The 23,357-nt window shown below is 72.1% G+C and carries 21 protein-coding genes and 1 tRNA gene; 10 read left to right on the top strand and 12 right to left on the bottom strand.

Annotated elements, in window-relative coordinates; translation table 11 throughout:
* The first annotated feature begins 30 nt into the window (after window positions 1–30).
* Window positions 31–3,288 (top strand): CDP-glycerol glycerophosphotransferase family protein, encoded by a 3,258-nt coding sequence (locus tag ACGWYL_RS08330; RefSeq protein ID WP_395486925.1) that lies wholly within the window; start codon window positions 31–33, stop codon window positions 3,286–3,288.
* Here ACGWYL_RS08330 and ACGWYL_RS08335 read toward each other — a convergent pair.
* On the bottom strand, window positions 3,285–5,186 hold the full coding sequence (locus ACGWYL_RS08335; protein WP_395486926.1) for an acyltransferase family protein: 1,902 nt from the start codon (window positions 5,184–5,186) through the stop codon (window positions 3,285–3,287). The genes ACGWYL_RS08330 and ACGWYL_RS08335 overlap by 4 nt on opposite strands.
* A gap of 157 nt (window positions 5,187–5,343) precedes the next feature.
* On the opposite strand from ACGWYL_RS08335, the gene ACGWYL_RS08340 reads away from it, so the two are divergent.
* Complete coding sequence (locus tag ACGWYL_RS08340) at window positions 5,344–6,609, top strand: MFS transporter (RefSeq protein WP_395486927.1); 1,266 nt, start codon at window positions 5,344–5,346, stop codon at window positions 6,607–6,609.
* Between the two features lie 134 nt (window positions 6,610–6,743).
* Here ACGWYL_RS08340 and ACGWYL_RS08345 read toward each other — a convergent pair whose 3' ends face one another.
* Both ACGWYL_RS08345 and ACGWYL_RS08350 read right to left on the bottom strand, forming a co-directional pair.
* Entirely contained in the window at window positions 6,744–7,463 is a 720-nt protein-coding gene (locus tag ACGWYL_RS08345; RefSeq protein ID WP_269305283.1) for a hypothetical protein, read from the bottom strand.
* 9 nt (window positions 7,464–7,472) lie between these two features.
* The gene (locus ACGWYL_RS08350) at window positions 7,473–8,816 is read right to left on the bottom strand and encodes a cryptochrome/photolyase family protein (protein ID WP_395486928.1); all 1,344 of its coding nucleotides are present in this window, start codon (window positions 8,814–8,816) and stop codon (window positions 7,473–7,475) included.
* Window positions 8,817–8,935: 119 nt separating this feature from the next.
* On the opposite strand from ACGWYL_RS08350, the gene ACGWYL_RS08355 reads away from it, so the two are divergent.
* From ACGWYL_RS08355 to ACGWYL_RS08370, 4 genes are all read left to right on the top strand, one after another.
* Entirely contained in the window at window positions 8,936–9,622 is a 687-nt protein-coding gene (locus tag ACGWYL_RS08355; RefSeq protein ID WP_179426403.1) for a metal-dependent transcriptional regulator, read from the top strand.
* A 69-nt stretch (window positions 9,623–9,691) separates the two neighbouring features.
* Window positions 9,692–10,135 (top strand): PGPGW domain-containing protein, encoded by a 444-nt coding sequence (locus ACGWYL_RS08360; protein ID WP_179426402.1) that lies wholly within the window; start codon window positions 9,692–9,694, stop codon window positions 10,133–10,135.
* A gap of 18 nt (window positions 10,136–10,153) precedes the next feature.
* The gene (locus tag ACGWYL_RS08365) at window positions 10,154–11,200 is read left to right on the top strand and encodes an LLM class flavin-dependent oxidoreductase (RefSeq protein ID WP_395486929.1); all 1,047 of its coding nucleotides are present in this window, start codon (window positions 10,154–10,156) and stop codon (window positions 11,198–11,200) included.
* A gap of 19 nt (window positions 11,201–11,219) precedes the next feature.
* Entirely contained in the window at window positions 11,220–12,869 is a 1,650-nt protein-coding gene (locus ACGWYL_RS08370) for a cation:proton antiporter (RefSeq protein WP_395486930.1), read from the top strand.
* A gap of 1 nt (window position 12,870) precedes the next feature.
* Here ACGWYL_RS08370 and ACGWYL_RS08375 read toward each other — a convergent pair whose 3' ends face one another.
* The 6 genes from ACGWYL_RS08375 to ACGWYL_RS08400 form a co-directional block, all read right to left on the bottom strand.
* Window positions 12,871–13,248 carry an SHOCT domain-containing protein gene (locus tag ACGWYL_RS08375; protein WP_179426396.1) on the bottom strand — a complete coding sequence of 126 codons (378 nt, stop codon included), beginning with the start codon at window positions 13,246–13,248 and terminating at the stop codon, window positions 12,871–12,873.
* A gap of 359 nt (window positions 13,249–13,607) precedes the next feature.
* Entirely contained in the window at window positions 13,608–14,264 is a 657-nt protein-coding gene (locus ACGWYL_RS08380; RefSeq protein ID WP_179426394.1) for a response regulator transcription factor, read from the bottom strand.
* The gene (locus tag ACGWYL_RS08385) at window positions 14,261–16,306 is read right to left on the bottom strand and encodes a histidine kinase (RefSeq protein WP_395486931.1); all 2,046 of its coding nucleotides are present in this window, start codon (window positions 16,304–16,306) and stop codon (window positions 14,261–14,263) included. Before ACGWYL_RS08385 ends, ACGWYL_RS08380 begins: the two co-directional genes overlap by 4 nt.
* Window positions 16,307–16,374: 68 nt before the next feature.
* Complete coding sequence (locus tag ACGWYL_RS08390; protein ID WP_395486932.1) at window positions 16,375–17,076, bottom strand: hypothetical protein; 702 nt, start codon at window positions 17,074–17,076, stop codon at window positions 16,375–16,377.
* 91 nt (window positions 17,077–17,167) lie between these two features.
* Window positions 17,168–17,938 carry a 23S ribosomal RNA methyltransferase Erm gene (gene erm, locus ACGWYL_RS08395; RefSeq protein WP_395486933.1) on the bottom strand — a complete coding sequence of 257 codons (771 nt, stop codon included), beginning with the start codon at window positions 17,936–17,938 and terminating at the stop codon, window positions 17,168–17,170.
* Window positions 17,939–18,180: 242 nt separating this feature from the next.
* Window positions 18,181–18,253 (bottom strand) — tRNA-Arg (locus ACGWYL_RS08400).
* Between the two features lie 123 nt (window positions 18,254–18,376).
* Here ACGWYL_RS08400 and ACGWYL_RS08405 point away from each other — a divergent pair.
* Together ACGWYL_RS08405 and ACGWYL_RS08410 are read left to right on the top strand one after the other, a co-directional pair.
* On the top strand, window positions 18,377–19,270 hold the full coding sequence (locus tag ACGWYL_RS08405) for an NAD-dependent epimerase/dehydratase family protein (protein ID WP_395486934.1): 894 nt from the start codon (window positions 18,377–18,379) through the stop codon (window positions 19,268–19,270).
* Window positions 19,260–19,454 carry a hypothetical protein gene (locus ACGWYL_RS08410; RefSeq protein ID WP_179426384.1) on the top strand — a complete coding sequence of 65 codons (195 nt, stop codon included), beginning with the start codon at window positions 19,260–19,262 and terminating at the stop codon, window positions 19,452–19,454. The genes ACGWYL_RS08405 and ACGWYL_RS08410 overlap by 11 nt, the downstream gene beginning before the upstream one ends.
* Before the next feature lie 3 nt (window positions 19,455–19,457).
* On the opposite strand, the gene mscL is transcribed toward ACGWYL_RS08410, so the two are convergent.
* The 3 genes from mscL to ACGWYL_RS08425 all read right to left on the bottom strand — a co-directional run bounded on the left by mscL (window position 19,458) and on the right by ACGWYL_RS08425 (window position 20,871).
* Window positions 19,458–19,895, bottom strand: coding sequence for a large conductance mechanosensitive channel protein MscL (mscL, locus tag ACGWYL_RS08415; RefSeq protein WP_269305327.1), 438 nt, complete (start codon window positions 19,893–19,895; stop codon window positions 19,458–19,460).
* Window positions 19,896–19,946: 51 nt separating this feature from the next.
* Entirely contained in the window at window positions 19,947–20,534 is a 588-nt protein-coding gene (locus tag ACGWYL_RS08420; protein WP_395486935.1) for an SAF domain-containing protein, read from the bottom strand.
* Window positions 20,535–20,601: 67 nt separating this feature from the next.
* Window positions 20,602–20,871, bottom strand: a complete 270-nt coding sequence (locus tag ACGWYL_RS08425; protein WP_179426378.1) for an FmdB family zinc ribbon protein — start codon at window positions 20,869–20,871, stop codon at window positions 20,602–20,604.
* 74 nt (window positions 20,872–20,945) lie between these two features.
* On the opposite strand from ACGWYL_RS08425, the gene ACGWYL_RS08430 reads away from it, so the two are divergent.
* Both ACGWYL_RS08430 and ACGWYL_RS08435 read left to right on the top strand, forming a co-directional pair.
* Entirely contained in the window at window positions 20,946–22,307 is a 1,362-nt protein-coding gene (locus tag ACGWYL_RS08430; protein WP_395486936.1) for a hemolysin family protein, read from the top strand.
* Window positions 22,304–23,335, top strand: coding sequence for a hemolysin family protein (locus tag ACGWYL_RS08435; RefSeq protein ID WP_269305335.1), 1,032 nt, complete (start codon window positions 22,304–22,306; stop codon window positions 23,333–23,335). Before ACGWYL_RS08430 ends, ACGWYL_RS08435 begins: the two co-directional genes overlap by 4 nt.
* Window positions 23,336–23,357: the final 22 nt, after the last annotated feature.

A 23,357-nucleotide genomic window follows, 5' to 3' on the forward strand; every position in this document is an offset into this window, starting at 1 on the left:
ACACGACCGAGAAGAGGCGGAGGCGACCAGGTGGCACCACGGATTCCCGCAGCCCTGAGGGCGCGACTGGCCCGCGTCAAGCGGGCCGTCACCCGCGGCGACGACGCGGCCCCGCCGATCGTCGACGCGGTCCGGGTCGCGGTGGACGCCGACGGTCGGGTCACCCTCGCCGGCACCGCCCGGGACGGGATGGTCGTCGACGCCGTGACGCTGCAGGTCCGCGGCGGGGGCGCGAAGGTCAAGGTCCCCGCGAGCGGCCGCGCCGAGTTCGCGGTCACGGCCGACGTGCCCGACCGCGCGCCCACCAGCTCCCACTCGATCGACGTCCAGCTGCACCTGAGGAGCGCCGCGGGCAAGAAGGTCACCCGCCGGCTCACGGCGGGCCCGGGCGACCGGTCCGCGATCGTCTCCGAGATCGGCGAGACCCGCGAGCGGCCGGTCTGGTGGTACGCCACCCGCGACGGCTACCTCTCGATCCGCGTGGGCGTGCAGCGCATCCCGAAGATCCTCACGAAGGTCACCGCGGTGCGCGGCTCGGCCCATGGCTTCGCGTTCGAGGCCGACCTGATCACGATGCACGCGGACGGTCGGAACGCCGAGCTCGAGGTCACGGTCCGTGCCACCGAGTTCGCCCACCGGCTGCCGCTGCAGGTCGGCGCGGGCACCCGCGATCCGCTGAGCCGTGAGATCACGCACCCGATCGCGGGCGCCATCGACGTCACTGCCCTCGTGGCCGCCGGGATGCCCGCGAACGAGCAGTCGGTCGACGTCGCCGTGGTCGTGGACGGCGACGACGGCACGCCCCTGCGCCGCGGTCTCGCCGTGCCGGGCGACCTGCGCGGCTTCCGCCGACTGAAGCCGCTTACGGGCTCGGACGAGGGCTTCACGCAGGTCCTCGTGCCGTTCCTGACCTTCAAGTCCAAGAACCTGTCGTTCGCCCGCGAGCTCTTCACCCGCGACGCCCACCGCTACCTCACGCGGCTGCGACGGCTCGGCCCGCTGTGGACCGTGATCCGCGCGTTCTCTTCGGTGTGGGTGGTGGGGGAGACCCCCTACAAGGCGCAGGACGCGGGGTTCCACCTCTTCCGCTGGGTCCGGCAGCAGCACCCCGGCCGGCGGGCCTACTACGTCATCACCGAGGACAGCCCCGAGCGCGCCAACGTCGACCCGCTCGGGAACGTCGTCACGGTGCGCTCCCGCGAGCACATCCGCGCGTGCTTCCTGGCACGTCGCTTCGTCACGACGCACAACGCGAGCTTCGTGCTGGCCACGTCCGACCGCCGCGCGGTCCGGTGGATGCGTGGCAACCGCGTGTTCCTCCAGCACGGCGTGCTCGGCACGAAGAACATGGCCGAGACGTACGGCCGCCTCAGCCCCGCGTTCCACACCGACTTCGTCCACGTCAGCTCCCCGCGCGAGCGCGAGCTGATGATCAACGACCTGCGGTACCGGCCGCAGCAGGTGCGCGTCACGGGCCTGAGCCGCTTCGACCGCCTCCTCGAGCCCGCGGAGGAGCCGCCGCGCGGCATCCTCGTGATCCCCACGTGGCGCGACTGGCTGAGTCGCCCGGCCGCGTTCGAGGAGAGCGAGTTCCTGGAGCGCTGGCGCGCCTTCCTGACCTCCGAGCCGATCCGGCAGGCGATCGCCGAGGGCCTGCCGGTCACGGTGATCCTGCATCCGAACATGCGCTTCTTCGGCGATGCGCTCGCCGTCGAGGGCGCCACCGTCCTGCGCCAGGGCGACGTGGACGTGCAGACCCTGCTGCGCAGCCACGCGGCGATGGTCACCGACTACTCCTCGGTGGGCTTCGACTTCAGCTTCCAGGGCCGCCCGGTCTTCTACCACCAGTTCGACCGGCAGCGCTTCCTCGGCAAGAGGCCGTCCCACCTCGACCTCGACCTCGACCTGCCGGGCGACGTCTTCCGCGAGGTCGAGCCGCTCGCCGAGGCCGTGGTCGCCTCGTGGCGCGCCGGCTTCCCGCAGGACGCCGAGCACGCCCGCCGCAGCGCGCTGTTCCTCGAGCCCGCCACGGGTTCCTACAGCGAGCAGGTCTTCGAGTCCGTCCGCACCGCGCGCTCCGCTTGGGTGCCGCTGTGGCGTCTGCGCGACTCGTCGTACGGCCGCCGCACGTACCGCGCGTTCCGCAAGGGCCGCCTCTTCCAGCCGTCGATGAAGGCGATCGCGGCCGTGGGCCGGATGCTGCCACGCCGCGACCTCGTGGTCCTCGAGAGCGACACCGGCCGGGCCGTCGCCGACAGCCCGCGCGCGATCTACGAGGAGCTGGTCCGTCGCGGTGCCCCGTTCCGCTACGTGTGGAGCACCCGCAGCACCTTCCGTCCGCTCGACGTCACGACGCGCAAGGTCGAGCCGGGCTCGCCCGCGTTCCACTGGCACCTGTCCCGCGCCCGGTACTGGGTCAACAACCAGAACTTCGGCCCGGTCGTGAAGCCGGCGAAGGGCACCACCTACCTCCAGACGTGGCATGGCACCCCGCTCAAGCGGATGCAGTACGACGCGGTCTCCACCACGGGCCGCGCCCCGGGCTACCTCGAGCGCGTCTCGGCCAAGACCGCCACGTGGTCGATGCTGCTGTCGCCGAGCCCGTACGCGACGGAGGCGTTCCGCTCGGCGTTCCGCTACGAGGGACGCGTCCTCGAGGTCGGCTACCCGCGCAACGACGTGCTGGCCCGCGACGCGAAGGAGGTCGGCGAGGTCACCCGCCGCCGTCTCGGCCTGCGTCCCGAGGACCGTGTCGTGCTCTACGCGCCCACGTTCCGCGACGACGTCAAGCAGGGCAAGCAGTTCGTGTGGGACGGCGCGCTCGAGTGGGAGCCGCTCGTCGAGGGCCTCGACGAGGACACCGTGATCCTGGTGCGTCGCCACAGCGTCGTGCGAGGCTCGCTGAAGATCCCGCCGGAGCTCGCGCACCGGGTGCTCAACGTCTCGAGCTACCCCGACATGCAGGACCTGCTGTGCGTCGCCGACGTGCTCGTCACGGACTACTCGTCGGTGATGTTCGACTACGCGATCCTCGACCGGCCGATCGTGCTGTTCTGCTACGACCTGGCGCACTACCGCGACGACCTGCGCGGCTTCTACCTCGACTTCGAGGCCGAGGCGCCGGGACCGATCGTGGCCACGCAGGAGGAGCTGCGCGCGGCGCTGCTCGAGGCCGAGGGCCACGGCGACGCCTACGCGACCCGTCGCCACGAGTTCCGGCAGCGGTTCGCCCCGCTCGACGACGGTCACGCCGCCGAGCGCGTCGTGGACGAGGTCTTCGGCTCCTAGGCGGCCGAGCGGATCGCCTTCCTGGCCGCCTCGTCGACCTCGGGCGCCAGCTCGCGCGAGAACGTCGCCGTCAGGTGGCCGTGGTCGAAGTACGCGATCTGGTCGCCCACGACGAACCGGCAGGTCTCGTCGTCGCACAGGCGGTCGGTGACGTCGAGGACCGAGACCAGGCCCGAGTCGTCGGCGCGCCCGGCGGCGGCCAGCGGATCGGGCTCCACGGCCTCGTCGCGCGGGCGCTCGCACACGGCGGGGTCGTCGGCGTTGAGCGCCACGCAGTCGGGCACGCTGCCCGCCGCGGCCGGGGTGTCGCGGATGACCAGCACCGGGATGCCCTCGTCGGTCAGCGTGTCGAGGGTGTCGGCGTACGCGGCCTGGGCGACACGGTCGGCCTCGGGCTGCTCGAGGCCCGCCAGCGGCAGCGTGCGGGTGCGGTTGGAGATCACGACGAGGCTCGGGTCGGAGTCGATGATCCGCTGCAGGCTCTCGGCGTTCCAGGCGCGGCAGTTGCGTGTGGACTTCGGGTTCGGGAACGCGATGTCCAGGTCGACGGTGTAGCACTGCGACGCGAGGTAGGTGTCGAGCGCCCACCCGCGCTCGGTGGCTACCTCGTCCAGCGCGGGCTGCCAGTGCCCGGCGTGCGAGTTGCCGATCAGCGCGACCCGCTGGTCGGAGCCCTCGTCGCCGTAGTGGCAGACCGGGTGCGTCGTGAACGGGGCGCTGGCCCAGCAGTCGTCGGGGTAGACGGCGGGCTGGTCGGCCTTTGCCTCGACCGGCGTCATCGCCAGGCCGCTGTCCTCGGTGCCGTCCGGCGCCGCCGTCAGTGCCCACGCGGCGCCGCACGTGAGCGCCGTGGAGGCCGCGAGCATCGCGAACGTGGCGCGCTTGCGGGCGACGAGATACGGGTGGAACCGCAGCGGACGCTCGATGAAGTGGACGGTGAGGCCCGACAGGACGATCGTCAGGACCAGGACGACCGCATCGGTGCGCAGCGTCTTGTCGACGCCGAGCGCGAGGGGCGTGATCACCACGAGCGGCCAGTGCCACAGGTAGATCGGGTACGACCAGTCGCCCACGAGCTGGATCGAGCGGGCCTCCCACGGGCCTCGCGTGTCCACTGCCGCGAGCAGGACGAGCGCGGCGCCGACGGTGGGGACGAGGGCGGCCGAGCCCGGGAACGCGGTGGCGCGGTCGAACCAGAAGACGGCGTACGTGATCATCGCGAGGCCGACGAGCGCCACGGGTCCGCGCCAGCGGGGGAGGGTGACACCGCGGTGCACCGCGATCGCCACGAGCGCGCCCAGCAGCAGCTCCCAGACGCGGGCCGGGGTGACGAAGTAGGCGGCGCCGGGATCGATGTCGGTCAGCCGGATGCTCCACGCCAGCGAGGCCGCGAACACGGCGACCGTGACGAGCGGCAGCCACGCGCGACGGAACGCCAGGACGGCGGCGATCAGGATCGGCCAGAAGAGGTAGAACTGCTCCTCGATGCTCAGCGACCAGTAGTGCTGGACGGGCGTCGGCGCGTTCTCGGCGGCGAGGTAGTCGGTGGCCGAGTCGGCCAGCACCCAGTTCTGCACGTAGAGCGCCGAGCCGACGACCTGACGGCCGATGTCGGCGAACTGGGTGGCGGGCAGCCACAGCCGCGACGCGACGACGGTGGCCACGAGGACGACCGCGGCGGCCGGGATGAGGCGGCGCACACGGCGGGCCCAGAAGTCGGCGAGTCCGGCGATCGACGTGGGCGGCCGCTGCGCGAGGTGCAGCGTGATCAGGTAGCCCGAGATGACGAAGAAGACGTCGACGCCGACGTAGCCGCCCGAGACCCGGCCTGGCCACAGGTGGAACGCCACCACGACGGTGACCGCCAGCGCGCGCAGGGCCTGGATGTCGGTGCGCACCGCCGGTGCCTTCCTCCGGTGACCGCGCGACCGCGGCGCGACGGCGTCCGTGGCGGTTCGGGGATTCTCGGGCACGAGGACCGATTCTAGGCGCCCTCGCCACGACTCCGTGCACCGCGAAGGCGAGGGCGTCCGGGGACGCGCCTAGGCTGCTGCGGTGCCCAGGCTGCTCACCGACATCCGACCGCTGCGCGCGTCGGCGGCGTACCGGCGGCTCTGGATCGGGCAGGCCGTGTCGGGCTTCGGCCAGCAGATGTCGGTGGTCGCGATCGCGTGGGAGGTCTGGACCCTCACCGAGTCCTCGTTCTCGGTGGGCCTGGTCGGCCTCGCGGGCCTGCTGCCGCTGATCGCCGGCGGCCTCTACGGCGGCGCGCTGGTCGACGCGTTCGACCGGCGCACGGTCGCGCTCGCCTCGGCGATGGGGCTGTGGCTGTCGGCCATCGCGCTGGTCGTCCACAGCGTCGCCGACGTCGAGTCCGTCGCGTTCCTCTACGGCGTCGTCGCCGTGCAGGCGCTGTTCTTCGCGGTGAACAACCCGGCCCGCGCGGCGATGCTGCCGCAGCTGCTGCCGGGGCACCTGCTGCCCGCCGCCAACGCCCTGGGCATGGCGGCCACCAACCTGTCCTTCACGGTCGGCCCGCTGCTCGGCGGCGCCCTGATCGCGTGGCGCGGGGTCGAGGCGGCGTACATCGTCGACGTCCTGCTCTACGTCGCGGCGCTCTACTCGGTGCTGCGCCTGCCCCCGCTGCCGCCGGCCACGCCGATGCCGGTGCCCGGCCTGAAGTCGGTGGTCGACGGCCTGCGCTTCCTGCGCACCGCCCCGAACATCGCGATGTCGTTCGTGGTCGACCTGTGCGCGATGGTCTTCGCCCAGCCGCGCGCGCTGTTCCCGGCCCTCGCGGCCACGGTCTACGCGACCTCGAGCGGCAGCGACGCGGGCGCCTCGTCACTGGGTCTGCTGCAAGCGTCGCCCGCGATCGGCTCGCTGATCGCGTTCGTGGTCTCGGGCTGGGTCAGCCGGGTCCACCGCCACGGCATCGCGATCGTGGTGGCGATCGTGGTCTACGGGGCGAGCGTGGCCGCGGCGGGCTTCTCGGCGATCGGCGTGCCGGGCCTGCTGTGGCTCGCGGTGTCGTTCCTCGCGCTGTCGGGCGCAGCCGACATGATCAGCGCCGCGTACCGCTCCACGATCCTGCAGACCGCGGCTCCTGACGAGATGCGCGGACGGATGCAGGGCCTGTTCATCGTGGTGGTCGCGGGCGGGCCGCGCCTGGGCGACTTCGTCATCGGCTCGGTCGCCGAGGTCGTCGGCGAGCCGTGGGCGATGGTCCTCGGCGGCGCCCTGTGCATCACCGGCGTCCTGGTCTCGGTCGCCCTGCGCCGCCGCTTCCTCGCCTACGACGGCCGCCATCCCACGCCCTGACCCGTGCGAGGGCGGTGAGCTGTCAACCCTTCCCCGCGGGGCCCGGTGAGTGGTCAACCGCATGAGGTCCCCATGAGGTTGGTGACGCACCGCCCGCCCAGGGGAAGGGTTGAGGACTCACCGCTCCCCGAGGGTCAGCGGCCGAAGGTGGCGACGTCGATCTCGATCCAGACCTGCTCGGAGCGGCCGACGAGCTCGCCGTCCGGCGTGTACAGCGCCGTGCTGGTGAAGAACTTGCGGCCGTCGCGCTGCGCCAGCTGGCCGATCGCGTGGTAGGTCTCGCCGACGACGGGAGCCGAGTAGACCTCGGCGGTCATCGTGCCCAGCACCATCGGCTGCACCGAGAAGTCGGCCGCCCACCCGCCGGGGCAGTCGAGTGCGGCCCACGCGACCGGCACGCCCACCGTGCCGTCGTCCTCACCGAACGCCTCGTGCACGTGCCACGGCGCGGCGGTGAGGTCGTCGCCGACCGGCCCGGTGAAGATGCGCAGGCCGTCGCCCTCGCCGCGGCCCGTGCCGCACGTGAAGCACTGGTCGAACGGGTGCGTCGTGAAGCCGGGGTAGCCGTCGTAGCCGGCCTGCACCGTCTTCGCGTCGAGGAACGGCGGGGGCTCGCGGGTGAACGAGCCGGGTGCCGACGTGCCCACGAGCGCGCCGCCGTGGGTCATCAGGCGGGTCTCGTCGGCGTCGTGCTCCCACGCCAGCGGGGTGTCGAGCGGCGGCGGCATCCGCAGCCTCGACGTGACCGGGCCGGTGTGGCCCTGCTCGAGACGGGCCTGCGCGACCAGGCCGGACACCCAGCCACCGTTGCCGGAGTCGGGCGGACCGTTGAACTGGCGGGGGATGGTGACCATGACCCGACGCTATCCTCCGAGCGCGTTGTGGCGGCGGAGGGCCTCCAGCCGCTCCTGCGCGTGGTCCACGAGCGGGGGCGGGTAGTCGGCCGGCGGCTCCTCGAGGGTCCACGGCTCGTGCACGCCGCGTCCCTCGACCCCGCGCAGCTCAGGGACCCAGCGCCGGATGTAGGCGCCGTCGGGGTCGAAGCGCTTGCCCTGACCCACGGGGTTGAAGACGCGGAAGTAGGGGGCGGCGTCGGTGCCGCAGCCGGCCACCCATTGCCAGCCGTGCTGGTTGTTGGCGAGGTCGGCGTCGACGAGCCGCTCGCGGAACCAGCGCGCGCCGTGGGTCCACTCGAGGTGCAGGTCCTTGACCAGGAAGCTGGCCACGGCCATCCGCACCCGGTTGTGCATCCACCCCTGCGCGAGCATCTGGCGCATCCCGGCGTCGATGAACGGGAAGCCGGTCCGGCCCTCCTTCCACGCCTCGAAGTCGCCGGCAGGCTCGTCGTACTGCATGCGCTCGTAGTCGCGGTGGTAGTAGCCGAACGCCGAGTGCGGCCACTCGTGCAGCACGTCGGCGTAGAACTCGCGGAACGCCAGCTGCCGCTCGTAGGCGCGCGCCCCGGCGGAGGAGCGCTCGGCGAGGTCGGCCAGCAGGGTGCGCGGGTGGATCGTGCCCCACTTGAGGTGCACCGACATGCGCGACGTGGAGTCGAGGTCGGGACGGTCGCGCTCGCCGTCGTAGTCGTCCACGTGGTCGTCGAGCCAGCGCCGCCAGTGCGCGCGGGCCGCCTGCTCGCCGACGGGCGGCAGGTCCACGTCGGTCTCGGTGACCTCGGGCAGCGCCGCCGACCTCCCGGGCCGCAGCCACGGCACCGCGTGGGAGCGGACCGCCGTGACGGGCGGGTGCGAGCCCTGTGCCTGCCACGACCGGAAGAACGGCGTGAAGACCTTGTAGGAGGTCCCGTCGCCCTTGCGCACCGTGCCGGGCGCGACGGCGTAGGACGAGTCGGCGTCCACCAGCGGGACGTCGCCCAGTGCGTCGGCCACCCGTCGGTCCCGGCGCATCGCGTAGGGCGTGTGCCCGCCCGTGACGTGCACGCTGCTCGCGCTCGCCTGCTCGACCACGCGCGGCACCTCCACCTCGGGCCGCCCGCGCACCACTTGCAGGCCGCCGATGCGCTCGTCGAAGTCGGCCAGCAGTCGCGCCAGGTAGGCGGATCGGACGGGCATGTTCGACGGGTCGAAGTGGTCGTCGAGGACGAACAGCGGGACGACGCCGTCGGGTCCGGAATCGATCGCCGAGCGGAGGGCACCCTGGTCGGCCAGGCGCAGGTCGGCACGGAACCACATCACGGAGACGGTCACGACCGCATCGTCCCCCGCGCGCGGCGGCTCCGCACCCGGGCCGACAGGCCGATCACGCCGGGGGCCCGGGTTCGACGCACCGGCCCGAGCATGGGACCCCCCATGGAACAATGGCCAGCGTGAGCGAGCTCATCGACACCACCGAGATGTACCTGAGGACCATCTTCGAGCTGGAGGAGGAGGGGATCATCCCGCTGCGCGCGCGCATCGCCGAGCGCCTCCACCAGAGTGGCCCGACGGTCAGCCAGACGGTGGCGCGCATGGAGCGCGACGGACTGCTGACGGTCGAGGGCGACCGCCACCTCGAGCTGTCCGAGCGTGGACGCTCGCTGGCCACCCGCGTGATGCGCAAGCACCGCCTGGCCGAGCGCCTGCTCACCGACGTCATCGGACTGGAGATCGAGTACGTCCACGAGGAGGCGTGCCGCTGGGAGCACGTCATGTCCGAGCAGGTCGAGCGTCGTCTCGTCGCGCTGCTGGGCCACCCCACCGAGTCGCCCTACGGCAACCCGATCCCGGGTCTGGGCGAGCTGGGCGAGGTCGTGCGTCCCCCCGAGTTCCTCGACGGCGTCGAGTCGCTGCTCACCGCGGCGGTCGGCAGCGAGCCGGTGCGCGTCGTCGTGCGACGCATCGCCGAGGAGCTGCAGAAGGACACCGAGGTCATGTCGGTGCTGCGTCGCGTGGGCGCCCTGCCCGGCAACGACGTGCTCGCCTCGCGTGGTCACGACGGCCTCGTCGTGGCGCGGCAGTCCGAGACGGCCGAGATCGACGCCGACGCCGCCGCCCACATCTTCGTCTCGCGCTGAGGCCCCGCCGATGCCTCCGCCTGCGTCGACCCGCCCGGGGGGTTGGTCCGGGGCTGGCAGGATGACTCCATGAGCTTCGGTGCCCGCGTGCGTGGCTGGTTCAACCGCACGGGATCCGAGGCGCTGGGCTGGACGCTGGTCGTGCTCGGCGTGTTCATGCTGGTGCTGCCCGGCCCGGGCCTGCTGGGCATGTTCGCCGGCATCGCGCTGCTGGCGCGCCACTACACGTGGGCCGACCGGCTCGTGGACCCGCTCGAGGAGAAGGCCGTCGAGGCCGCCAAGTACGGCGTCGCCACGATCCCGCGCATCATCGTCAGCGTCCTGGGCATCATCTGGGTCGCCGCCGTCGGCGTGGTCTGGTTCATCTCGCCGACCATCCCCGAGTTCGAGATCCTCGGCGTGGGCTTCGGTCCCCAACTGCCGGCCGCGGGCTGGGTCGGCGCCACCGGCATCTGGTTCTCCGACCTCATCGCGATCGTGCTGCTGGTCTACAGCATCCGTCGCTGGCGCTGACCCGACTACGGTGGGCTCATGAGCGCCATCGATCCCGCCTCCGTCGAGCTCGGCCTCGACACCTTCGGCGACGTCAGCCTCGACGCGAGCGGCCAGCCCGAGCACCACGGCGTCGTGCTGCGCCACGTCGTCGACCAGGCCGTGCTGGCCGACCAGGTGGGCCTGGCCTTCATCGGCCTGGGCGAGCACCACCGCGACGACTTCGCCATCACCGCGCCCGACGTCGTGCTGGCGGCGATCGCGTCGCGCACCGAGCGGATCCGGCTCGGCTCGGCCGTCACGGTGCTCAGCTCGGACGACCCGATCCGCGTCTTCGAGCGCTTCTCCACCCTCGACGCCCTGTCGAGCGGCCGCGCCGAGGTCATCCTCGGGCGGGGCTCCTTCACCGAGTCGTTCCCGCTGTTCGGCTTCGCGCTCGAGGACTACGAGCGGCTCTTCGCCGAGAAGCTCGACCTGTTCGCGCAGATCCTCACCGAGGAGCCGGTCACGTGGTCGGGCTCGATCCGCCCGCCGCTGACCGACCAGCGCATCTACCCTCCCACCGAGTCGGGCCGGCTCAAGGTCTGGATCGGCGTCGGCGGCACGCCTCAGTCGGTCGTCCGCGCGGCGCACTACCGCCTGCCGCTCATGCTCGCGATCATCGGAGGGCCGCCCGCGCAGTTCGTGCCGTTCGCGAACTACTACCGCGAGCTGCTCGCGGCCGACGGCGTCGAGCCGCTTCCCGTCGGCATGCACTCGCCGGGCTACGTCGCCGAGACCGACGAGCAGGCGCGCGACGAGCTCTTCGGGCACTTCCAGGCCCAGCGCGACCGCATCGGGCGCGAGCGCGGCTGGCCGCCCACCACCCGCATCCAGTTCGAGCGCGACGCCAGTCCCGAGGGCGCGCTCTACGTCGGCTCGCCGCAGACGGTGGCCCGCAAGATCGCCACCAACCTCCAGGCGCTCGGCGTCAGCCGCTTCGACCTCAAGTACGCCAACGGCGCCATGCCGCACGACCAGCTGATGCGCTGCATCGAGCTCTACGGCACGCAGGTCGCGCCGCTCGTGCGCGACATGCTCGCCTGATCCGGCCCGGGATGCCCTGATGGACCTGATTCTCGCCGCCGTCCTGGTGGTCGCCGCGATCGTGTCGGCGTCGGTGCTCGCGCCACGCATCGGCACGGCCGCGCCGCTGGTGCTGCTGGCCATCGGGCTCGTCGTCAGCCTGCTGCCGTTCACGCCCGAGTTCGAGGTCGATCCCGAGCTCATCCTCGCGGGCCTGCTGCCGCCGCTGCTGTACTCCGCGGCGGTCAACATGCCGACGATGGACTTCCGGCGGGACTTCCGCACGATCAGTGGGCTGTCGGTGCTGCTCGTGATCGTCAGCTCGCTGGTCCTCGGCGGCGTGTTCATGCTGGTGATCCCCGGCCTGGACTTCGCGCTGGCCGTGGCGCTCGGCGCGATCGTCAGCCCCACCGACGCCGTGGCCACGTCGATCGCGAAGCGGCTCGGGGTGCCGTCGCGCGTCGTCACCGTGCTCGAGGGCGAGAGTCTGCTCAACGACGCCACCGCGCTCGTGCTGCTGCGCTCCGCCGTGGCGGCGACGGCCGCGAGCGTGAGCCTCGCGGGCATCCTCGTCGACTTCGTGTGGGCGGTCGTCGGCGCCGTCTCGATCGGCTGGATCGTGGGCGCCGTCGTGCTGCGCATCCGCGCCCGCATCGAGGACGCCGCGCTCACCACGGCGATCTCGTTCACGGTGCCGTTCGTGGCCTTCCTGCCCGCCGAGCACCTGGGCGCCTCGGGGCTGGTCGCCGCCGTCACGGCGGGCCTCGTCATGGGCCACGGCCAGGCGCGGCACCTCGGCCCGAAGCAGCGCCTCTCCGACCGCCAGAACTGGCGCACGATCGAGCTCCTCCTCGAGGGCCTGGTGTTCCTCGTGATGGGTCTCGAGGTCTCGGCGCTCGTGCAGGACGTCGAGGAGACCACCGAGGGCGGTGTGCTCAAGGCGATGGTGCTGGCCGCGGTCGCGCTCGCCGTGGCGCTGGCGATCCGTGCCGTCTACACGCTCGCGATCGTCGTGATGGAGCGGCGACGCTACCGACGCTCGCCCCAGCTGCGCGAGGCGCTCGACGAGTGGTCGACGAAGGTCGAGGGCAGTGAGCACCCGCGGGCCGAGCGCCTCCGACGCAGGCTGCGCCGGTTCTCCGCGGACATCGACTTCTACGACGCGTCGCGGTTCGGCCGCCGCGAGGGATTCATCCTGGTCTGGGCGGGCATGCGCGGCGCGGTCACACTCGCCGCGGCGCAGACCCTGCCCACCGACACCGAGAACCGCTCGCTGCTCGTGCTGGTGGCGTTCTTCGTCGCCCTCACGTCGCTCGTGGTGCAGGGAGGCACGCTGGCCTGGTTCGTCCGCCGGCTCGGTCTCGCCGGCCGTGAGGAGGGCGTCGACGACGAGTGGCAGCGACTCAACGCTCGCATGATGGCGGCGGCGGGCGACCTGCTCGACGACGTCGAGCTCCCGGCCGGGCTCGGCGACGTCCGTGGCCGGGTCACGCAGGCGATGCAGGACGAGTCGTTCGATCCCGCCGTGATGTACGACGTGCGCCTCGAGATCATCGAGCGCCAGCGTCAGGTGCTGCTCCAGGAGCGCGCCGAGGGCACCTACAGCAGCGAGGTCCTCACCCGGATGCTGGCGCAGCTCGATGCCGACCAGATCGGCATCGAGCTGCGACGCTCGGGCGATTCGGCCTGAGTCAGGCCAGCGCCTTCGCCTTCAGCTGCTCGTACTCCTGCTGGCTGATGGCGCCGGAGTCCAGCAGCGACTTGGCCGAGCTGATCTGGTCGGCCGGCGACGAGGACGCGACCTCGCGGATGTAGGCGTCGCTCTGCGCTCGAGCGGCGTCGTACCTCGCACGCTGACGGCGGGCCATGCCGCCACCGCGGGCGATGAGGTAGATCAGCGCGGTGAGCGCCGGCACGAAGATGAGGAAGAAGACCCACACGGCCTTCACCCATCCCGACGCCTCGTGGTCGCTGAACAGGTCCGCGATGATGTTGAACAGGACCATGAGGTACGCCATGAAGAAGAAGACGGAGATCGTCAACCACAAGAAGTCCCAGAAGCTGTCCATGAGGGTCCCTTCGATGCCCTGGGCCGCAGCCCGGTGACGGCAGTCGTCACGCGCTCAGCATGGCCGAGGCGCGGACCCGCGGGCCTCATCCGCACGGGATGAGCCGTCGCCGCGCGACACGTGGGCGACATTACTCGCGGGGAACTTGTGCCGGGCATGTGACTCATGTGACGGTTGGGGCATCGTGACGTCCGGTCGGCTCTCCTCCCAGGAGCCGGTGGGTCGGACTCACGGGGGGTGTCTGCACCCACGCGCGCCGTTCTTCCCCCAAGACGGCGTGAAGGTGCCGCGCCGGAGGTCCCGTTCCCCATGGGCGCTCCGGCGCGGCATCGCCACCCGCCGCGCCTGAGCCACTCGCCTCAGCGGTCGCGGCCCAGCCCGGCCTCGCGGGCCCGGATGATCGCCTCGGCCCGGTCGGCCGCATGCAGCTTCGCGTAGATCGACGAGACGGCGTTGCGGACGGTCTTGTTCGAGACGAACAGCTCGGCCGCGATCGCGTCGTTGCTGCGGCCGGCGGCCAGCAGGTCGAGCACGGCCCGCTCGCGCTCGGAGAGGTCGGGGAACGGGTGCTCCGGCCGGTGCCGGGTGCGTCCGGCGAACAGGCCGGCCACGCGTCCCGCGATCGACGCGCCGAACACCATGCCGCCGCCCGCCGTGGCGAGGATCGCGCGGTGGACCTCGGCCGCGTCGGCGCCCTTCAGCAGGTAGCCCGAGGCGCCCGCGCGCAGCGCGCTGAGGATCGTGTCGTCGTCCTCGTTCATCGTCAGCATCAGCACGCGCACGTCGTCGTGACGCCCGGTGATGTGCCGCGTGGCCTCGATCCCGTCCAGCACGGGCATCTGGATGTCCATCACCACGACGTCCGGCGGATCGGCGTCGACCACGTGGATCGCGTCGCGCCCGTCGCCGGCGGTGCCGGTCACGGCGATCCCGTCGATCGCGCCGAGCAGCGCGACCAGGCCGTCGCGCAGGATCTGGTGGTCGTCCACGACGACGACGCGTACGGGCTCGCTCATGGCTCCATCCTCGCGTGCAGGGGCAGTCGCGCGGTGACGATCGTGCCGCCGTGGTCGGGGCAGCGCAGGTCCACCGAGCCGCCGAGCTCGGCGGCGCGCTCACGCAGCGACAGCAGCCCCACGCCGGGCTTGGCGTCGGCCGCGATGCCGACGCCGTCGTCGGCGACCTCGACGACCAGCTCGTCCGGGTCGGCCGTCAGCGAGACCGAGCAGGTGCGCGCGTGCGCGTGCCGCAGCGTGTTGTTCATGGCCTCCGAGGCGATGCGGAACGCGGCCACCTCCACCGCGGCGGGCAGGGCGCCGTCGAGGTCGGCCACGACCCGCACATCGACCGCGGCGTCGGCGTGCTCGGCCAGCTGGGACAGCGCGCCGACGAGGCCGCGGTCGTCGAGCGCGGGCGGGCGCAGGTCGTGCACGAGCCGGCGGACGTCCTTGATGATGTCCTGCACGACGTCGCGGGTCTCGGCGAGCTGCTCGTCGGCCGACGCGGGGTCGGAGGTCACGGTGAGCCGCGCCGACTCCAGCCGGAACACCACGGCCGAGAGCGAGGGGCCGAGCCCGTCGTGGAGGTCGCGCCGGATCCGCCGCCGCTCCTCCTCACGCGCCAGCACGAGGCCCTCGCGGCTGCGCTGCAGCTCGTCGCTCAGCTGGCTCGCGCGGATCGCGCCCGCGGCCTGGCGCACCACGTCGGCCAGCAGGATCTCGTCGCGTGAGGTCAGGTGGTTGCGCACGCCGTGGGCCGGCAGGGTGAGCCGGCCGATCGTGCGCGAGCGGTAGGCGATGGGGAAGGACCGCACGTCGTCCGGACGGACGCCGCGCGACGCCACGAGGCGCTCACCGGCCGAGCGGTCGACCTCGACCTGCACGTAGGAGAGCCCGAACGCCGTCGAGACGGCCTCCACGACCGCCGCCAGCTGGGACCCGTCGTCGTCGGTGCGCTCGAGGGTCGACGCCAGGCTCGCCACGACCGAGTACGGGTCGCGGCGCTCGCCGAGGACCAGCCGCCGCACCCACGCCTCGATGCGCAGCCGCATCGGGCCGTAGAGGATCGCGGCGAGCAGCAGGACGAGCAGCACGACCTCGCGCTGGCCGAACGCGTCGCCGAGCGTGGCCGAGATGATCGCGAGGGCCAGCAGGTCGACCAGCACGATGACCACGCTGATGCCGCCGTAGACGAGCGTGCGGACCAGCAGGTTCTCGACGGAGACGACGTCCGGTCGCACGATCGCGATGACCATGGCGACCGGGCCCACCAGGAGGGCGGCGCCGAGGAGCATCGCGTTCAGGGCCGGGACGTCGACGACCAGGCTCGTGGCGATCAGCAGCACCATGACCAGCACGGCCCAGGCGAGCCACCGCATCCGCTCGCGCTCGCGGTCGCGCGACGCGCGGTACCGCGCGACCACCGTGACCAGCGCGAGCACGAACCCGACACTCCCGAGCACCCACGAGAGGGTCACGACCTGCTCGGCCGCGGGGCGCAGCGCCTCGATCGAGGTGGGGTCGGTGTCCACCCCGGGCACGAGCGCCGCGAGCGACGCGTCGATCTCGGTCTGCGTGCTGGGCACGACGAGGAACAGGGCCAGACCGGCTCCCATGAGGGCCAGACTCGTCCATCCCGCGGCACGCCAGCGACCTCGGGGCAGTCCGTCGGGGAACAGCAGCAGGACCGCGGCGGCGTTCATGGGCAGCACGGCGGTGAAGCGGAAGAGGAACCACAGCACCCAGGTCAGTCCCGGCAGGGCCTCCTGCTCGTGGACGGCGAGCCGGACGTACGACTGGGCCAGGCCGTCGAGGACCCAGAGCATCCCCAGGCCGATCAGCGCCCAGCCGAACGGATGGCGGTGGCGGTGCCACAGCACGACGACGCCGAGCCCGGCCTGGACCAGGCCGATCGCGGCGAAGGTCCAGCCGGGCTCCTCGGTCCACTCCGGGACCACGGCGTCGCCGACGCGCAGGTCCAGCGCCGCCGCCACGGCGAACAGCGCGAGGCCGACGCCGAACGCGGCGAGACCGCCGACCGGTGTCTGCGAGGACCTCATGCGTAGATCATGGCGGCGGTTCGCGTCCGAGGGGAGCGAACCGCCGCCTTGGCGATCGAGGAGCGAGGTCACTGGGCGCCGCGGTCCCCGAAGGCGAGCCCGAGGCCGACCAGGACGACCATGACCGAGCCGGTCCAGCCGGCCATGTACTGCAGCGGCACGACGGTCAGCAGCAGCGACAGGGTGCCCAGGACGCCGGCGGCGATCCCCAGCCAGGCGCGGACGGCGCCCTGGCGCCAGGACCGGAACAGCGCCCAGCCCGTAAGGCCCGTGAGTCCCCAGACCCACGGCACGGTCGCGATCCAGTGGTTGAACACGGTGGCGGCCTCGGGAACGGCCAGGGGCGTGTCCCCGGCGACCCCGAAGATGAACTCCGTGTTGAGGGCGGTGCCCATCAGCACGACGAGCGCCGTGCCGAGGATGCCGAACGCGGCGACGCCGGGCACCAGGCTGTCAGCGCCCAGCGCGGCCCGCAGGCGTCGGTGCAGTCCGACGCCGAACGGCACCAGCGCGAGCACGGTGAGCGTGGCGACGACGTGGAACGCGATCAGCTGCGGGACGTGCCCGTTCAGCGAGGCGATGACGCCGTCGGCCTCCTGCACCTTCCCGTCGACGTAGGCCGCACCGGCCTCCGCGCTGAGGATCGTCGTGGCGAAGCCGAGGAGTCCGGCGGCGACGCCCGCGAGGGCCCAGCCGCGTCCGGGGCGGGCGGCGCTGTCCTGCGGGAGGTCGTCCCGGACGCGCTGCTCGGTGGTGATGTGGGTGGTCATCGTGTGTCCTTCCGAAGTGGTGATGCACTCACACTGGAAGGCGGGCCGTCCCGCCCGACAGGGACACCGCGGCACACTCCGTGGGACAACGTCACCCGCCTTGCCGCTGGAGTCGGAGCCACAGCAGTGACCACTGCTCGGCGGAGAGGTGCCGGGGGAGCGTCCCCGCTCGAACGCCCGCCTCGCGCAGCGCGACGTGGATCAGCCCGTGGGGAGCTCGCGTCGCCTGCTCGACAATGCGGTCGAACGTCCCGCCCCTCCCGGTGAAGATCGCGCGGACGAAGCGCTCGTAGCGGGAACGGTGGCCGTTCGGGACGAGAGGAGCCGAGCGGCGGCGGATGCCGATGACGCCCCCGTCGACGCTGGGCCGGGGCCGGAACCCGGTTGAGGGGACCCGGCCGTGGAGGGCGAAGGTGAACCACGGCGCCGTCTGCGCGGTGAGCAGGGTGGAGCCGCCGACGCCGCAGCGCTTGCGGGCGACTTCCCACTGGGTGAGCAGCACCGCGTCGTTCCAGGTGTCGGCGGCGAGCAGGCGACGAAGGATCGGGGACGTGAGGTGGAACGGGATGTTCCCCACGATCACCGGATGGCCCAAGGGGACAGTCAGTGCGTCGACGTGCTCTACCGTCACGGCGGGCAGCGACGCCCGCAGGCTGGCGACCCGATGCTCGTCGAGGTCGACAGCCGTGAGCGGCCTGCCCAGTCGGGCCAAGGGTCTGGTCAGGGCTCCGTCGCCGGCGCCGAGCTCGAGGATGGACCCTCGAGTGGCGGCGACGAGCTCGATGATCGTACGGATGGTGGGTGGGTGGACGAGGAAGTTCTGGCCGAGCTCATGTCGGCCGCCGTGGGTTGAACGAGGCACGTTCGCGCTCCAGGGAGAGTGGGGTGGAGCGTCTCGGGAGCACGTGGGCGAACAGGCCGGATGGGTCGCAGGATCGCCGTCCCGAGACGCGAAAGGTCTCTCGGACGGACGGCGCGTGAGGCGTTGAGCGAGACGCGCCGTCAGGCGCGGCGGTCGCGAACGGCAAGCGTGTGCGTCGCCGCGAACACGCTGATCAGCTGACCCATGGAAGCGACCCTAACGGGCGGTGACGCGGATGCGGGTGCCCCCGAGAGGATTCGAACCTCCGACCTGCGGTTTAGGAAACCGTTGCTCTATCCCCTGAGCTACGGGGGCGCACCGGTCCATCCTTCCACGAGCCCCGCGGTGACGGTGCCGAGTGGTCCCGGCGTGACGCCTGTGGCGCGCGTGGCACCGGGACCTGTCTCACGATGCGGATGGCGGTCGTAGACTCGATGAGTGCGGATCCTGCTCACGGGCGCCAACGGCGTCATGGGACGAGCGACGATCCCGGCGTTGCAGAACGCGGGACACCAGGTCGTCGGACTCGTCCGCTCTCCCTCGGCCGCCCGGCTCGTCCAGTCGGCGGGGGCCACGGCGATCCACGGCGACGTGCTCGATCGCGGCTCGCTCATGAAGGCGATGATCGGCTGCGACGCGGTGGTCAACTTCGCCACCAACGTCCCGGTCGGCGCGCGGGCGATGCTGCCCGGCTCCCTCAACCGCATCAACCGCATCCGCACGGTCGGCGCCGGCCTGGTCGCCGATGCCGCGATCGAGTCGGGCATCGGCCTCATGGTGCAGCAGAGCCTGAGCCACATCTACGTCGCACGCGGCGACGAGTGGATCGACGAGTCCACCCCCATCGACGTCACGATGGTCACCGAGCCGCTCACCGTCGCCGAACAGCACGCGCAGCGCGTGGAGGAGGCCGGGGGAGTGACCGTGCGCCTGCGCTACGGCCTCATCTGCGGCGACGACCCGAACTCGCAGTTCCTCGTCCGGAGGGCTCGCAAGCGCCGCCCGATCGGCCTGGGCGACCCCGACTCGTGGATGCACGTCGTGCACCCGCTCGACGTGGGCACCTCGGCCGTCGCGGCGCTCGGTGCGCCCAGCGGCGCCTACAACGTGGGCGCCGAGCCGCTCAAGCGCCTCGACTACGTCAACGCGATCGCCCACGCCGCCGGCCACAGCGAGGGACGGTTCTTCCGCCGCTGGCTGTTCAGCGTCACCGCCGACAAGCTCGAGCTGCTCGCGCGGTCGCAGCGGGTGACCTCGCAGCGCTTCATGGACACCACCGGCTGGAAGCCGATGCGCCCGGTCCTCACGGCGGAGTGGTTCCGTGCCGGGTGACCGCGAGGCCGAGACGCCCGCCGAGCGCCGCGCTCGCCTCGAGCGGGCCGCGCGGCTGCTGGGCGACCTCATGCCGTCGACGACGCGCGACGAGACCTCCGAGGGATGGGGTGACGAGGCGAAGGGCACGTCGCGCGACGACGAGCTGCGACGCGACGTGCCCCCTCACCACGGGAAGGACTGAGTCCTAGAGGGTGGGATCCACCCGCGGATCGCCACCGGCCTGGCGCTGGAACGTGCCGCCGCCGAGCGCGTCGCGGATCTCGCGGAGCAGGAGGATGTCCTCGCTGGGACCCGCGGGCTCCTCCTCCTCGCCCTTCGCGAGACGCTCCATGAGCTTCTTCGACGGGACGACGAAGACGAAGTAGACGACGGCGGCAGTGATGGCGAACGTGATGATCGCGTTGATGACGGCGGCCAGGTCGACGACCGTCTTGGGGTTGCCGTCGACGATCTGGAACGACAGGCCCTTCACGCTGGTGCCGCCGAGCGAGTTGATCACCGGCTCGATCACCGACGCGGTGACGGTGCCGACCAGTGCGGTGAAGGCGGTGCCGATGACGACGGCGACGGCGAGGTCGACGATGTTGCCGCGGAACAGGAAGTCCTTGAAACCTTGAAGCATGGGCGCTCCTCGTAGGTGGGCGATGGGAAGGCTACGTCCCGACCCTAGGACCTAGGGCGCGCGGTGACGAGCCACCACGACCGCGGCGAGACGCGCGGTCACGGACGCCCGCGCCACCAGGGTGGCGACCTCGGGATCGGCCGCGACGCCGAGGACGGCGGTCTCGCGCTCGGGGTCGGACCGCACGGTGACCACCTCGACGGCTTCGGCCACGGGTTCCGCAGCGCCCTCCTCGGCGACGGCCAGCAGGTCGACGGCGTCGCCGGGTCGCAACAGCTCGGCCGTCGCGGACGAGACCTCGACGGTGCTGAGCACGCGCCCGCGACCGAGGTCGCGCGGGTCGACGACACGACGGTCGGTGAACACCTCGCCGGCCCGCATCGGTCCGGCCAGCGCCCGGCCGACGATCTCGGGTGAGGCGGCGAGACCGGCAGGCACGGCGGAGTCGGGCAGCCGGCGGGTCTCGAGGTCGGAGCGCAGCACGGTGGCGCCACTGCCGAGGTCGCGCGCGGCGACGAGCACCTCACGGGTGTCGGGGGAGCGGGTGACGGCCGTGACCGCCGCCCACACGGCCAGCCCCGCGAGGGTCGCGGCGAGGACGCGCCGGTGGGTCAGGACGAAGCGGACGGCCGATTCCATGGCGCGAGGCTAGGCAGGATCGGACGATCCCGGCCCGCGTCGTCCACAGGCCTGCGCGGCAGGAGACTCAGGCGGCGCCGGAGCCGGAGGTGCTCGACGAGCTCGACGAGGAGCTGCTGGAGCTGGAGCTGGAGGACGAGCTGCCGGAGCTGGAGGAGGCGGAGCGGCTGTCGGTGCGATAGAAGCCCGAGCCCTTGAACACCACGCCCGCGGCCCCGAACACCTTGCGGAGGTCACCACCGCAGGAGGGGCACGTCGTCAGCGCGGCGTCGGAGAAGCTCTGCTTGACCTCGAGCTCTTCGGCACAGTCGACGCAGCGGTACTGGTAGGTGGGCACGACGAGAAGGATACCTTTCATCGCCCAGCGCTATCGTTGAGCCACCACGACGCCTACCTGAGGACCCACCCACTGTGACCGAATGGCTTCTGCTGTTCTCGTCGTTCCTGCTGATGCTCGCCTGTGGTGTCTTCGTCGCCGCCGAGTTCTCCTTCGTCACCGTCGACCGCGCCACCGTCGAGCGCGAGGCACAGGCGGGCGACCGCGGCGCACAAGGAACCCTCAAGGCCCTGCGCAGCCTCTCCACGCAGCTCAGCGGTGCCCAGCTGGGCATCACGATCACGAACCTGGCGATCGGCTTCCTCGCCGAACCGGCCATCGGCCGCCTGCTGCGCGGCCCGCTCGAGAGCCTGGGCCTGTCCGGCAGCGGGCTGAGCGTCGCGTCCTACGCGATCGCGCTGTTCCTCAGCACGATCGTCACGATGCTCGTGGGCGAGCTGATCCCCAAGAACCTGGCCCTGTCGCTGCCGCGCAAGACCGCTGCCACCACGCAGTGGATGCAGCGCGCGTTCACGCACGCGATGGCATGGCCGATCCGCGGCCTCAACTCGATGGCCAACCGCACGCTGGAGTGGCTCGGCGTCGAGCCCCAGGAGGAGCTGCGCTCGGCGCGCTCGCCGCTGGAGCTCCGCTCGCTCGTGCTGCGGTCGGCGCAGGAGGGCGCGATCGACGACGAGACCGCCGAGCTGGTCGCGCGCAGCATCGCGTTCGGCGACCGCACGGCCGCCGACGTGCGCACCCCGCGCGTGCGCGTGCACTTCCTCGAGGAGCGCGACACCGCGATGGACCTCATCGAGGCCGCCCGTCAGACCGGGCACTCGAAGTTCCCCGTGATCGGCCGCTCGGCCGACGACGTCATCGGCGTCGTGCACGTGAAGCAGGCCGTCGCGGTCGACCCCGACCGCCGCCGCTCGGTGCGCGTCTCGGAGATCGCCGAGGCCGCCGCCACGGTGCCCGACACCCTCGAGCTCGACCCCCTGCTCGTGCAGCTGCGCGAGCAGAACAACCAGATGGCCATCGTCGTCGACGAGTACGGCGGCACCGACGGCATCGTCACGCTGGAGGACCTGGTCGAGGAGATCGTGGGCGACATCGCCGACGAGCACGACCGCCTCTCCGAGCGCAGCCGCCACCGCCGCGACGGCACGTGGTCGCTGTCGGGCCTGCTGCGTCCCGACGAGGTCTTCGAGCAGACGGGAGTCAAGCTGCCCGAGAGCGAGGACTACGAGACGATCGCCGGCCTCGTGCTGGAGCAGCTCGGCCGCCTGGCCGTGCGCGGCGACGTCGTCACGCTCGAGGTCGACTCGACCCCTGAGAACGACGAGGACGACGTCGAGCCGCTCACTGTCCACCTCACCGTCGAGCGGCTGGAGGGCCGGCGCATCGACCGCCTCGCCCTCACCATCGACGCCCCTGACGAGGAGGCGGACCGATGAGCGGATGGCCGGCACTCGCCCTCACCCTTCTGTTGCTGGTGCTGAACGCGCTGTTCGTGGCCGCCGAGTTCGCGCTGATCTCGGCTCGCCGCACCCAGCTCGAGCCGGAGGCCCAGGCCGGCAAGCGCACCGCCAAGCTCGCGCTCAAGGCGATGGAGAACGTCACGCTCGCGATGGCCGCGGCGCAGCTGGGCATCACGATCTGCTCGCTCGGCCTGGGCGCCATCAGCGAGCCCGCGATCGCGCACCTGCTCGAGCCCGTCTTCGAGTACCTCGGCGTGCCGCACGGCTTCGTCCACCCGATCTCGTTCGCGATCGCGCTGTCGCTCGTGGTGTTCCTGCACGTGGTCTACGGCGAGATGGTGCCGAAGAACATCGCGCTCGCCGCGCCCGACCGCGCCGCGCTCATCCTCGGCCCGTTCATGCTCGTCGTCATCGCCGTGCTCAAGCCGCTCGTGGTCTCGCTCAACGCGATCGCGAACGGCGCGGTCCGTCTGGCGGGCGTCGAGCCGAAGGACGAGGTCGCCTCCACGTTCACCCACGACGAGGTCGCCGGCCTGGTCGAGGAGTCGCGCCGCGAGGGCCTGTTGGACGAGGACGAGTACGGCCTCGTCAGCGGCGCCCTGGACTTCCACGAGGGCACGGTCGCGCAGGTGCTGCTGCCGCGCGACGGGCTCGTCACGATCCCGCCGGGTGCCACCCCGGTCGACGTCGAGGACGCCTGCGCCCGCACCGGCTACTCGCGCTTCCCGGTGGCCGGCGAGGACGGCGAGCTCACCGGCTACCTGCACATCAAGGACGTGCTGGAGACCGAGGACGCCACGCGCGTGCGCCCCATCGCCGACAAGTGGCTGCGTCCGCTGTCCACGGTGGGCGTCGGCAGCGGCCTGTACGACGCGCTGCGCACGATGCAGGCGAAGGGCTCGCACATGGCGCGCGTCGCCGACCCCAGCGGCACGGTCATCGGCGTGGTCATGCTCGAGGACGTCCTCGAGGAGCTCGTCGGCGAGATCCGCGAGCAGGTCTGAGCCCTCCGCACCGCGCGCAGGA

This window comes from Aeromicrobium sp. JJY06, from assembly GCF_044069275.1.
GTDB classification, from domain to species: domain Bacteria; phylum Actinomycetota; class Actinomycetes; order Propionibacteriales; family Nocardioidaceae; genus Aeromicrobium; species Aeromicrobium tamlense.

What these genes read in the sequence shown, in the direction of transcription:
- ACGWYL_RS08345 (WP_269305283.1), bottom strand. Translation starts at nt 7,463, where the DNA reads ATGGTCACCATCCCCCGCCAGTTCAACGGTCCGCCCGACTCCGGCAAC.
- ACGWYL_RS08360 (WP_179426402.1), top strand. Translation starts at nt 9,692, where the DNA reads ATGAGCTTCGGTGCCCGCGTGCGTGGCTGGTTCAACCGCACGGGATCC.
- ACGWYL_RS08365 (WP_395486929.1), top strand. Translation starts at nt 10,154, where the DNA reads ATGAGCGCCATCGATCCCGCCTCCGTCGAGCTCGGCCTCGACACCTTC.
- ACGWYL_RS08370 (WP_395486930.1), top strand. Translation starts at nt 11,220, where the DNA reads ATGGACCTGATTCTCGCCGCCGTCCTGGTGGTCGCCGCGATCGTGTCG.
- ACGWYL_RS08375 (WP_179426396.1), bottom strand. Translation starts at nt 13,248, where the DNA reads ATGGACAGCTTCTGGGACTTCTTGTGGTTGACGATCTCCGTCTTCTTC.
- ACGWYL_RS08380 (WP_179426394.1), bottom strand. Translation starts at nt 14,264, where the DNA reads ATGAGCGAGCCCGTACGCGTCGTCGTCGTGGACGACCACCAGATCCTG.
- ACGWYL_RS08385 (WP_395486931.1), bottom strand. Translation starts at nt 16,306, where the DNA reads ATGAGGTCCTCGCAGACACCGGTCGGCGGTCTCGCCGCGTTCGGCGTC.
- ACGWYL_RS08390 (WP_395486932.1), bottom strand. Translation starts at nt 17,076, where the DNA reads ATGACCACCCACATCACCACCGAGCAGCGCGTCCGGGACGACCTCCCG.
- mscL (WP_269305327.1), bottom strand. Translation starts at nt 19,895, where the DNA reads ATGCTTCAAGGTTTCAAGGACTTCCTGTTCCGCGGCAACATCGTCGAC.
- ACGWYL_RS08420 (WP_395486935.1), bottom strand. Translation starts at nt 20,534, where the DNA reads ATGGAATCGGCCGTCCGCTTCGTCCTGACCCACCGGCGCGTCCTCGCC.
- ACGWYL_RS08435 (WP_269305335.1), top strand. Translation starts at nt 22,304, where the DNA reads ATGAGCGGATGGCCGGCACTCGCCCTCACCCTTCTGTTGCTGGTGCTG.